Consider the following 11538-nt stretch of genomic DNA (forward strand, 5'->3'; position numbering starts at 1 on the left):
GGTGCTCCCCGTTCAGCTCTCGGCGCCCGCCGGCTGCGCCAGCGGCTCGGACGGCCTGGCCTCGGCGACCGCCGCCTCCACCGGGACGGCCCCGGCCGGACGGGCCGCCGCCTCCACCGCCACGGGGACCTGCTCCGTCGCGGGACCCTCGTCGGCGGGCTCCCTCGCCGGAGCCGCCTCCATCGGGGGGTGCCGGTCGGGCAGCAGGTCGAGCACCGCCTGCCGGTGCGCGTCGCTCGTGGCGTCGTCGTACGGGTCCGGGGTGGCGGGCACCTGGAGCCGCAGGACCGGGCCGGCGCCCAGGCGGACGTAACCGCGTCCCGCGGGGACCTCGGGCGGCGGCGTGGTGTGCGGTTCGCTGTTGAGGACGGCCGCGATCTGCTCGCGGGAGGCAGGCCCGAGGACCGCGCGGGCGCGGGTGTGGGTCATGACGGTCTCGGTGAGGGTGTCCAACGCGTCGAACTGCTCGGCCAGCACGACGGTGATCTGGGCGGCCCGGCCGTGCCGCAGCGGGATCCGGAGCAGCTCCAGAGGATCGGGCCTGCCGTCGGCCGCCGCGAGATGGCCCAGCGCGCAGGGGCGGTCCAGCAGGATCCACAGCGGGCGCCGGATGTCGTCCGGCACGGGATGGCCGCTCTGCCGGGCCCGGTTGGCGGCGATCAGTCGGCGCTCCGTCTCGTGTGCCGCCCACTCCAGCGTGGCCAGCGCCCCGCCGAGGCCGGACTCCACGGCGAGGACGCCGCCGCGCCCCGCGAGGGCGCCGTACTCGCCGGTGCCGCTGCCGTCGACGACGATGACGTCGCCGTCCCGCAGCGCCTGGAGGGCGATCGAGCGGACCAGGGTCGTGGTGCCGCCGCCGGGCTGCCCGACGGCCAGCAGGTGCGGTTCGGTGGAGCGGCCGCCGGTCCGCCAGACCACGGGCGAGGCGTCCACCGTCATGTCGCCGTCGCGCACGGGGACGGTGCGCGAGACGGCGTCCGGGTCGGTGAAGCCGAGCACCGTCTCGCCGGGGGCGGTGACGAAGCGCTGGGCGGCGATCGTCGTGGGGAGCGCGTCCAGCACGGTCATGACGAGACGGTTGGCCTCCTCGTCCCAGCCGAAGTGGTACTCGCGACCCCGGCCGGACTTGGTGTGGAGCAGCTGCTCGATACGGGAGCGGGCGGCCGGCTCGCCGTCCGTGAAGTACGCGGGGTAGGAGATCCGCAGACGGGTGAGCCGCCCGTCGGCGTCGAAGGCGTACCCCTCGAAGGCCTTCCCCCAGTCGCCGCCGTGGGCGAACAGCGGATCGGGGTCGTCGGGCGTCGAGAAGTACGGCACGAGCGCCTCGTACAGCGACCGCAGACGCACGGTCTCCGCGTCGTCGGGCCCGGTCCTCACCGGGGTCCGCTCCCGCCCCTTCCACGCGGCAGCGCCCATCACCGTGACCAGGGCCAGGATCGGCCCGTAGGGGACGAGCGCCACCACGAGCACGCAGGCCGCGCCGAGGAGCAGCTTGGGCCCACGCCGCTCCTTGGGCGTCGCGACCCACTTCCGCCGACCGGACACGGCCAGCAGCCGCAGTCCGCGGACCACGGTGATCAGCGGATGGAGGACATCGGTGGCACTGTCGGCGGTCGTGCGCGCGATCTCTCTGCCGCGAGTGATCGAAACGCTGCCGCTGCTCAGAATGCGGGGGAGTGGTCGCCGGGCCACGTCGGTCTCCTGTAGGGGTGGGAGCGGTTGCGGAGCGTCAGAACTTGATCCCGCCCAGCAGGCCGGCGAGGCTCGCCCCGCCCGCCGTGATGCTCGGAGCGATGGCGGTGCCGGCCAGGTAGAAGCCGAACAGGGCGCAGACGATGGCGTGGGAGGCCTTGAGCCCGTCCTTCTTGAAGAACAGGAAGACGACGATGGCGAGCAGTACCACGCCCGAGATGGAAAGGATCATGAGTGGTTCTCTCCTGGTCGAAGGGGACAGTCACCATGAGTCCTTCCAGGATCACGAGAAGTATCTATATGACAAAAGGTGCAATCGAGTGAATATCCTGCACTTTCACTTGACTGGCTCACAGAAGTGGGCACCCGAGGAGCGGCATCACCCCGTCCGTGCCGGGCAGGATCAGCCGCGGTGATCCCTTGCCGTATCCGGGCCGGGTCATGTCGGCCCGGGACCAGTACCCTGTCGATTCACTCGTACGGTCCCGTGCCGTACTCCCCACCAGGTCGACCGCGGCGGTGACAGCCGCGGCAGCAGTCAAGGAAGGCGGTCCGTCCGATGAGCGAAACCCCTGATCCCGAGGTGGTCGAGCTGGCGACCAAGGTCTTCGACCTGGCCCGCGCCGGCGACACCGAGGCGCTCACCGCGTACGTCGAGGCCGGAGTCCCCGCCAACCTCACCAACGACCGGGGCGACACGCTGCTCATGCTCGCCGCCTACCACGGGCACGCCGGGACGGTCGCCGCCCTCGTCGCCCGCGAGGCCGACCCGGACCGGGCCAACGACCGGGGCCAGACCCCGCTGGCCGGAGCCGTCTTCAAGGGTGAGGACGCCGTCGTCGACGCGCTGCTCGCCGCCGGCGCCGACCCGGCCGCGGGAACCCCGTCCGCGCTGGACACGGCCCGGATGTTCGGCAAGACCGACCTGCTGGAACGCTTCGGTGCCCGCTGAGACGCCGGCGGGCGCGCCCCGTCGCGCGTCCGCCGTGGGCTCCGCTGACCGGTCCGTCGTAAATGTGGTCGCGGTGGCGAAATGGCTGGGTCATCATGACGTCGCGGGCCCGCTCAGGGCCACCGACGAGAGGCAGAGGAAGATGCTCTACACCAGGCGAAAGACGGCGGTCGGCCGATCATGTCACTGCGCGGCGTAACGGTGTCCCCCCGGACATCCCCGCGTGCCGAGAGGCACGGGGCACTGCACAGTCCCGGTTGCGTCGACAGCTTGATGTGAGGCTTTCTCCCATGTTCGATCCGTTCATAGCGCCGAGCGGCACCCTGCTCGGCCTGTTGCAGAGGGGCCGCGGCGACGGCACGCTCCACGCGCTCGCCGCACCGCGCCCCGAGGCCCTCGCGGCTCTCAACCACTGCGTCGTGAGCGACCCCCGTCACGACTGGCAGGTGGAGAACCGCTCCCTCTACTACGCGCGCCTCTACCTCGACCTCGACGGCGGTATCGAGGAGATCGAGCGACACCTCGCCGATCCCGAGGACCACCTCGATACCGACGACTCCCGGACCGGTCTGGCGCTGTCCGTCCTCGGCCACCTCGCGTCCTACGGGCGCGACGACGCCCTGGCCCTGCTCCGCCGCTACGCGGCGACCGGCGCCAACTGGGCCTGGGCCCTGGACGAACTCGCCCTGCGCGACGACGACGCCGGCCTGCGCTCCCTCGCGCTGCCCGTCCTCGCCCGCTTCCCGGCCACCGACCAGGGCTCGGCCGACCTCGCCGCCGCCGTGCGGGACTCCTTCGAGCCGCGCCCCTGGCGGCTGTGGGCCGACGACCCGCGCGCGGCGGTCGGCGCCCGGGTCAGGGCCGCCGGCGAACAGGGCTCGTTCGACCGATGGCAACGCCAGATGCGCCCCGGGGGTCCCCGCCCCGGCTGGAGCGTCCAGGCCGTCTTCGACTGGGCCCAGCAGGCCCTCGAACGCGGCAGTGAACTGCACGTCCCCGCGGCCCGCTGCCTCTCCGCCGTCGCCGGACGCGACGACCTGCCCGTGATCGTCGAGGCCGCCCGCAGCGGCCCCGAAGGCGCCCGCTGCGCCGCCCTGCACTACCTCGCGGAGGCGGGCGACCCCGCCGTCCTCGACCTCATCGAGGCCGCCGCCGTCAGCCCCGCCCGCACCGTCGCCGACACGGCCATCGCCGCCTTCGAGCGGATGACCTGCGACGACGCCGTGGAACGGGCCCGGCGCTGGGCCCACCGCCCCGACGCACTCGGGGCCTCGGCCGCCGGGGTGCTCGCCTGCCGAGGCACCGCCCAGGACGCTCCCCAAGTCCTCGGCGCGCTGCGGGAGGCCGTACGCGGCGACGGACCCGACGCCCCCCGGCTGTGGACCCTGGTCGACGGAGCGGGCCGCCTCGGCATCGCCTGCGCCGCGCCCGTGCTGCGCCACGTCTACCGCGAGACGTCCTCCTCGCACCTGCGGGGCAGGGCCGCCCGCGCCCTGGCCGCCACCGACCCGTCCTACCCGACCGGGTTCGCGGTGGAGTGCCTCTGGGACTGCGAGGAGACCACCCGCGAGGTGGCCGCCCTGCACGCCGAGACCGGAGACGTCCGCGTCGCCGAACGCCTGCGCCGACTCGCCGCCGACCCGGCCGAGGAGGCCGAGGTCCAGACGGCGGTACGGAGCCGGATCGGGCCGGACGCACCGGCTCTCTGACCGTGGGAGCCACGACCACCGGAACCCGCTACGGGTATCGATGTCAGACCCTCCTCCTAGGCTTCTCCCCATGGACATCAACGAGTGGTGGGGTCTCGTCGAGCGGGCTCGCGACGCGGCCGGGGACCGGGCGGACGACCGGGACCCGGCCGACGACCCCCTGCCCGGAGCCCTGACCGACGTGCTCGCGTCCCTGGAGCCGGAGCGGATCGCGGCCTTCGCCGTCACCGCGGTGGACGTGACCAGGTCCGCCTACCGGTGGCCCCTGTGGAACGCGGCCTACCTCATCGAGGGCGGCTGCGGCGACGACGGCTTCATGGACTTCCGCGACGGGCTCGCCCTGCTCGGCCGGGAGACCTTCACCCGGGCGGTGGCCGATCCGGACACGCTGGCCGGACTGCCGGTGGTGATCCGGATGAGCCGAGGAGAGCGCGGCTGGATCGGATACGAGTCCCTGAACGCCCCGATCGCCGAGGCCCACCACCGTCTCCGGGGCGAGAAGGCCTCCCTCGACGCCGCGGTCGAAGCGGCGCTGTGCGACCGGATACGCCCGGCGGACCCGGCGGGCGAGAGCTGGGACGCCGAGGACGCCGCCGCCAACCGCCGTTATCTGCCCCGGCTGGCAGCGCTCTTCCAGGACTGAACCCCCGAGGGGCGTTGCGCCCCTGGGAGATCCCCTGCGAGACACCTTGCGGATGCTTCGGCCCTGCGAGCCCGCGGGTGCGGGCAGAGAATGGCGCCATGACCGGACGCTGGGAGTTCTGGATCGACCGGGGCGGCACCTTCACCGATGTGGTCGGCCGCCGCCCCGACGGCCGCCTGATCACCCGCAAGCTCCTCTCCCACGACCCCGACCGCTACGACGACGCAGCCGTCGCCGGAATCCGGCTGCTCCTCGGCCTGGACCCCGGCGAACCGGTGCCCGCCGCCCGGGTCGCCGCCGTCCGGATGGGCACCACGGTCGCCACCAACGCCCTGCTGGAGCGGCGGGGCGAGCCGACCGTGCTCCTGATCACCGAGGGCTTCCGGGACGCACTGCGGATCGCCTACCAGAACCGGCCCCGCCTCTTCGACCGGCACATCGTCCTGCCCGAGTCCGTCCACGAACGCGTGATCGAGGTCCCCGAACGCGTCGACGCCCACGGCCGCACCGTACGCCCTCTCGAACTCGACCCCGTACGCGCACAGTTGCGCGCCGCCCACGCCGACGGTCTGCGCAGCGCCGCCGTCGTCCTGATGCACGGCTACCGCCACCCCGCCCACGAACGGGCCGTCGCCGAGGCGGCCCGTGAGGCGGGCTTCACCCAGGTCAGCAGCTCCCACGAGGTCAGTCCGCTGATCAGGCTCGTCCCCCGCGGCGACACCACGGTCGTCGACGCCTACCTCTCACCCGTCCTGCGCCGGTACGTCGACGAGGTCGCCGCCCGCCTCGACGGCATCCGGCTGATGTTTCTCCAGTCCAACGGCGGCCTGCGCGAAGCCGCCCGGTTCCGCGGCAAGGACGCCGTCCTCTCCGGCCCGGCCGGGGGCGTCGTCGGCATGGTCCGCACATCGCGGCAGGCCGGATACGACCGCGTCATCGGGTTCGACATGGGCGGCACCTCCACCGACGTCTCCCACTACGCCGGCGCGTTCGAACGGGAACTGGGCACCGAGGTCGCCGGGGTCCGGATGCGCGCCCCGATGATGAGCATCCACACCGTCGCGGCCGGCGGCGGTTCCGTCCTGCACTTCGACGGCAGCCGCTACCGCGTCGGCCCCGACTCGGCCGGCGCCGCCCCCGGCCCCGCCTGCTACCGCCGCGGCGGCCCCCTCACCGTCACGGACGCCAACGTGATGCTCGGCCGCGTCCAGCCCGGCCACTTCCCGGCGGTCTTCGGCGAGTGCGGCGACCTCCCGCTCGACGCCGACCTGGTGCGGACGCGGTTCGCGGCGCTCGCCGACGAGGTGGGACGTGCCACCGGGCGACGGCCGGACGAGGCGGAAGTGGCAGCGGGCTTCCTGGAGATCGCCGTGCTCAACATGGCCAACGCCGTCAAGAAGATCTCCGTGCAGCGCGGCCACGACGTCACCCGCTACGCGCTGACCGGCTTCGGCGGCGCGGGCGGCCAGCACGTCTGCGCGGTTGCCGACGCCCTGGGCATCGACACGGTCCTCGTCCCCCCGCTCGCCGGGGTGCTCTCCGCGTACGGCATCGGCCTGGCCGACGCCACCGCGATGCGCGAGCAGTCGGTGGAGGAGGAGCTCGACGAGGCCGCCCGGGAGCGCGTGGAGAGGCTCTGCGCGGAGCTGGCCGACCGTACCCGCGAAGCCCTGCGCGCCGACGGAACGCCGGACTCCGCGATCACCACACACGCCCGTGTCCTGCTGCGGTACGCGGGGACGGACGCGGCGCTGGCGGTGGACCTGGACACGGAGTCCGCCATGGCCGAGACGTTCTCCGCCGCCCACCGGGCCCGGTTCGGCTTCACGATGGACAAGCCCGTCGTCGTCGAGACGGTCACGGTGGAAGCCACCGGAGCCACTTGTGCGACCGGAGCCATCGGAGTCCCTGGTGCGACCGAAGTCACTGATGTGACCGGTGTGACCGGTGTGACCGGTGTGACCGGTGTGACCGGTGCGACCGGTGCGACCGGTGATGCCGCGCCCGCCGTCGGCTCCGGTGCGCGCGACGGCCACCGCGACACCACGCCGCGCCCGGCCGACACCGTGGACCTGTATGCCGAGGGGCGACGGCAGCGGGCCCCGCTGTTCCGTCGGACGGACCTTCGCCCCGCCGACACCGTCACCGGGCCCGCCGTCGTCGCCGAGGACGACGCCACCACCGTCGTCGACCCCGGCTGGCACGCCGAAGCGGCCCCCACCGGACATCTCGTCCTCACGCGCCGCAGCCCCCGCCCCGAACGCACCGCCGTCGGCACCCGGGTGGACCCGGTGATGCTGGAGGTCTTCAACAACCTCTTCATGTCGATCGCCGAGCAGATGGGCGTCCGCCTGGAGAACACCGCCCACTCGGTCAACATCAAGGAACGCCTCGACTTCTCCTGCGCCCTGTTCGACGCCGAGGGCAACCTGATCGCCAACGCACCGCACATCCCGGTGCACCTCGGCTCGATGGGCGAGTCGATCAAGGAGGTCCTGCGGCGCAACGAGGGGAGGCTGCGCCCCGGCGACGTGTACGCCGTCAACGACCCGTACCACGGCGGCACCCACCTGCCCGATGTCACCGTGGTGACCCCCGTGTTCGACGAGGGCGGAGCAGGAGAACCGGACCGCCTGCGCTTCCTGGTGGCATCGCGCGGGCACCACGCAGAGATCGGCGGCATCACCCCCGGCTCCATGCCCGCCTTCAGCCGGACGATCCACGAGGAAGGCGTGCTCTTCGACAACTGGCCGCTCGTCCGCGACGGCCGGCTGCGCGAGGAAGAGACCCGCGACCTGCTCACCTCCGCCCCGTACCCCTCCCGCGACCCGGACAGCAACCTCGCCGACCTGCGCGCCCAGATCGCCGCCAACGAGAAGGGCATCGCCGAACTGCGGCGCATGACCGACCAGTTCGGCGCCGACGTCGTGGACGCCTACATGGGCCACGTCCAGGACAACGCCGAGGAGTCCGTACGCCGCATCGTCGCCGGACTGCACGACGGGCACTGCCGCTACGAGACCGACAGCGGGGCCCTCGTCCAGGTACGGCTGACCGTGGACCGGGACGCCCGCGGCGCCCACCTCGACTTCACCGGAACCTCGCCCCAGCAGCCCGGCAACGCCAACGCGCCCCGGTCCGTCGTCATGGCCGCCGTCCTCTACGTCTTCCGCACCCTCGTCGGGGAGGACATCCCGCTCAACAGCGGCTGCCTGAAGCCCCTGGAGGTGACGATCCCGCCCGGGTCCATGCTCGACCCCGTCCACCCGGCGGCGACCGTCGCGGGCAACGTGGAGACGTCCCAGGCCGTCACCGGAGCCCTGTACGGAGCGATCGGCGGCCAGGCCGAGGGCTCCGGCACCATGAACAACCTCACCTTCGGCAACGACCACGTCCAGTACTACGAGACGATCGCCAGCGGCTCCGGTGCGGGGGACGGCTTCGACGGAGCCGACGCCGTACAGACCCATATGACCAACTCCCGGCTCACAGACCCCGAGATCCTGGAGTGGCGGCTGCCCGCCCTGCTGGAGGGCTTCGCCGTCCGGGACGGCAGCGGGGGAGCGGGGCGGTGGCACGGCGGCGACGGCGTCGAGCGTCGTATCCGCTTCCTGGAACCGGTCACGGTCGCGCTGCTCTCCGGACACCGCCGTGTCCCGCCGTACGGAGCGGCCGGCGGCGAGCCGGGGGCGCTCGGGGAGCAGCACATCGAGCGGGCGGACGGCGAGCTGGTCCCGCTGGAGGGCTGCGACACCGCCGAACTGGACGCCGGAGACGTGCTCGTGGTGCGCACACCGGGCGGCGGAGGATACGGACCCGCACCGACCTGACCCCCGCCCGGAGCCGGTCGCATAAACGCCGTTTCGACCGTTGTCGGTGCGAGGACCTAATCTGTCCCACGTGACTTCGCCTGCCTACCCGGACGCCCCCTCGCCGCAGCTCAGCGCGGGGCCTCGGCCTGCCCCGGGCCCCGCCGCCGACGAGGGGCTCTCGCGGCGGCTGCGCGCGCTCGCGTGCACGGCGCCGCTGCACGACCTCGACGTCCGCAAGGCGAATCTGGCCGGCGAGTACACGGTGTACGCCATGGCGGAGGTCGCCCTCGCCGCGATCGACCACGTCACGCTCAACATGGACTTCGACACCGGAGCCGACCACGACCAGATAGTGGCCAGACTGCTGCCCCGGGTCGGTGCCCAGGCCCCCGACCGCCCGGTCGCCGAGCACGAACGGGTCGCCCGCTGGGTCCTGGAGAACCTGATCAACGTCGGCAGCGTCGACCGCGGCTTCCGCGCGGTCTACGGCACCTTCGGCCCCGACGGCGTCTACGTCCGCCGGGACTACGACTTCAAGCTCATCGAGGAGGTCCCGGGCTACGGCGGCGCGGTCTACCTTCGCGCCACCGACGAGGCGGTCAACGTCCTGGTCGGCGCGTTGGACACCGATGTCACCAGCGCCCAGATCGCCGCCGAGGTCAAGCTGGAGGTCCTCATCAGCCGGGGCCGCCTCGCCGACGCCCAGCTCGCCGCCGAACAGGCCCGCTACCGCACCGTGCAGTACGCCGAGACCCTGCGCCGGACCCTGGAGGCCACCCGGCGCAACGTCCGCGCCGTCGACTGGCTCCACACCGTCCCGGACATGATCGCCGAGGCCCTGGACCACGTGGCCGACCGCTACCGCCACGAGAACGCGATCCTCACCAACATCCGCAAGGCACGCGACGAGGCCGAGGAGCCCGAGCACAAGCGCCGGGCCGCCGAGCTGGTCGACATCGTCAAGGACTGCATCCGCCGTCACACCCAGCTCCAGTCCCGGCTCCTGGAGGCGGGACCCCTCTTCCGCGCGGAGCAGGACCGGCAGGCGTTCGCCCCGCCCGCCGCCCACGCGGGCCTCGACCTGTACGGGCAGTTGCTCGCCCCGCTCCTCCCCCTCCCCGTCGAACAGTCCACCCGCGCCACCGACGCGTTCTTCGCCCACGGCACCGGACTGCGCACCCCCACCTCCGTACGGGTCGGGGACCTGGTCGACCTGCTGCTCACCCCGCCGCTGGAGCGCGAGCACCTGGGCGCGGAGATGCCCGAGCCGGACCTCATCGCCACCCCCGACGACAGCCGGTTCAGCGAGGAGCAGCTCGCCCGCGCCACGACCCTGCTCGACCTGGAGCACGACGCCCCGCGCCGGCTCTCCGGGCTGCTCGCCGAGGCCCGCGGCACCGGGGACGCCGACCTGCCGTACCTGGTCGCCCTGCTCGCCGTCCACGCCGCCAGCCCGCCGGTCGGCACCGCCTACCGCCAGGGCGAACGACGCCTGCTGTTCGCCGTGGACGACGGGGCACAGCTGGACGACCCGGAGTTCGGCGGCGCCGACCTGATCGTGGGCACCGCCCTGCTGGACGCCGTCGGCATGGCCGCCGACCGCAAGGAGGCCTCATGACCGGCCCCGTCGCCTCCGTCGTGTGCAGCCCCGCCGCGTCCATCGTGAACAGTCCCGCGCTCTGCGCCGCGACCCGGCCCGCCCTCCTTCCGCACCCGCACGATTTCCGTACCGAGGAGTCCCAGCCGTGAGCGACCACGACGCCGACCACCCCGACGCGTGGACCGAGCCCTCCGCGTACGCCGGGATCGCCGCCCCGCATGCGGGGGACTCCACGCACCCCGGCGCCGCCGCGCCCGTCGGACAGACGCCCGTCACCCCGGCGGACGCCGCCGACGCCGCCCGCCTGGTCTCCTTCGGGCTCCAGCCCAAGCTGCTGCCCGCCCGCGACGCCGAATACGCCGACCTGCTGCGGCGCTACCGCGAGGAGAGCGCCTTCGCCCGGCTCGCCGACGCCGTCGCCACCGGCCTCGGCCTCATCGTCCTGGAGGTCTCCCCGCGCGCCGGGATGGCCGTGACCGCTGGTGAGGACTCCGTCTTCGCCGTCCGCATGGGCGACTACGCCCGCCGTGCCTCGTCCGACGCCGCCGACCGCTTCCTGCACGGCCTCGCCCATCTCGCCGTCGCCGCCCTGGCCTTCCCCCGCCCCGAGGACCTCGCCGACGACGCGTACATCGGCCGCATCACGGTCAACGGCGTCGACGCCTTCGTACGCCAGGCCTGCCGGCGGCTGGAGGAGCGCGCCGAGGAACAGGGCGACAACACAGACCCGGCCAGCGACGCCCCCGGACTCGAAGCGGGCTGGCGGATCTACGCCCGCCGCAGCTCCACCGGCGCGACGAAGGACGCCCGTCGGCTCGCCGGATCCACCACCGGCATCATCGGCAAGGCCGTCGCCTTCCTCACCGACTCCGGCTTCCTCCAGCGCACCGGCGACGACGCGGGCGGCGCCTACCGCACCACCGCCCGCTACCAGCTCCAGGTCCGCGACCTGGCGGGCAGCGCCGCCATGGCCGAACTTCTGGAGCTCGGCGTCGTCCCGGTCACGGACGGCTCCGCCACCCTGCTGCCACCGCCCGACCCCGACAGCATGGAGCTGGCCGCCGACGCGGGCCTGCCCTTTTACTCCTGACCTTCCCGTCCGACCCGACCGGCCGTTCCCGACCTGACGG

Annotated in this window: 9 protein-coding genes; 7 read left to right on the top strand and 2 right to left on the bottom strand. The window is 73.4% G+C overall.

Annotated features, from left to right (window positions below):
• Window positions 1-12: 12 nt before the first annotated feature.
• Both AC3CH1_RS31530 and AC3CH1_RS31535 read right to left on the bottom strand, forming a co-directional pair.
• Window positions 13-1692, bottom strand: coding sequence for a hypothetical protein (locus tag AC3CH1_RS31530; protein ID WP_488465980.1), 1680 nt, complete (start codon window positions 1690-1692; stop codon window positions 13-15).
• A gap of 37 nt (window positions 1693-1729) precedes the next feature.
• The gene (locus AC3CH1_RS31535) at window positions 1730-1924 is read right to left on the bottom strand and encodes a hypothetical protein (RefSeq protein ID WP_003970432.1); all 195 of its coding nucleotides are present in this window, start codon (window positions 1922-1924) and stop codon (window positions 1730-1732) included.
• 327 nt (window positions 1925-2251) lie between these two features.
• Here AC3CH1_RS31535 and AC3CH1_RS31540 point away from each other — a divergent pair, with 327 nt between their 5' ends.
• The 7 genes from AC3CH1_RS31540 (at window position 2252) to AC3CH1_RS31570 (ending at window position 11498) form a co-directional block, all read left to right on the top strand.
• Complete coding sequence (locus AC3CH1_RS31540) at window positions 2252-2644, top strand: ankyrin repeat domain-containing protein (protein WP_018960616.1); 393 nt, start codon at window positions 2252-2254, stop codon at window positions 2642-2644.
• Between the two features lie 290 nt (window positions 2645-2934).
• A complete protein-coding gene (locus AC3CH1_RS31545; protein ID WP_488465981.1) occupies window positions 2935-4353 on the top strand; it encodes a HEAT repeat domain-containing protein in 1419 nt (472 codons plus the stop codon).
• A 70-nt stretch (window positions 4354-4423) separates the two neighbouring features.
• On the top strand, window positions 4424-4996 hold the full coding sequence (locus AC3CH1_RS31550) for a DUF4240 domain-containing protein (protein ID WP_488465982.1): 573 nt from the start codon (window positions 4424-4426) through the stop codon (window positions 4994-4996).
• 98 nt (window positions 4997-5094) lie between these two features.
• Window positions 5095-8826, top strand: coding sequence for a hydantoinase B/oxoprolinase family protein (locus tag AC3CH1_RS31555; RefSeq protein WP_488465983.1), 3732 nt, complete (start codon window positions 5095-5097; stop codon window positions 8824-8826).
• A gap of 70 nt (window positions 8827-8896) precedes the next feature.
• Window positions 8897-10426: a hypothetical protein gene (locus tag AC3CH1_RS31560; protein ID WP_488465984.1), complete on the top strand. Its 1530-nt coding sequence runs from the start codon at window positions 8897-8899 to the stop codon at window positions 10424-10426.
• On the top strand, window positions 10423-10557 hold the full coding sequence (locus tag AC3CH1_RS31565; protein WP_488465985.1) for a hypothetical protein: 135 nt from the start codon (window positions 10423-10425) through the stop codon (window positions 10555-10557). Before AC3CH1_RS31560 ends, AC3CH1_RS31565 begins: the two co-directional genes overlap by 4 nt.
• Window positions 10554-11498 (top strand): hypothetical protein, encoded by a 945-nt coding sequence (locus tag AC3CH1_RS31570; RefSeq protein WP_488465986.1) that lies wholly within the window; start codon window positions 10554-10556, stop codon window positions 11496-11498. Before AC3CH1_RS31565 ends, AC3CH1_RS31570 begins: the two co-directional genes overlap by 4 nt.
• The last annotated feature ends 40 nt before the right edge of the window (window positions 11499-11538 follow it).

The organism is Streptomyces sp. MGP-P1 (genome assembly GCF_057766565.1).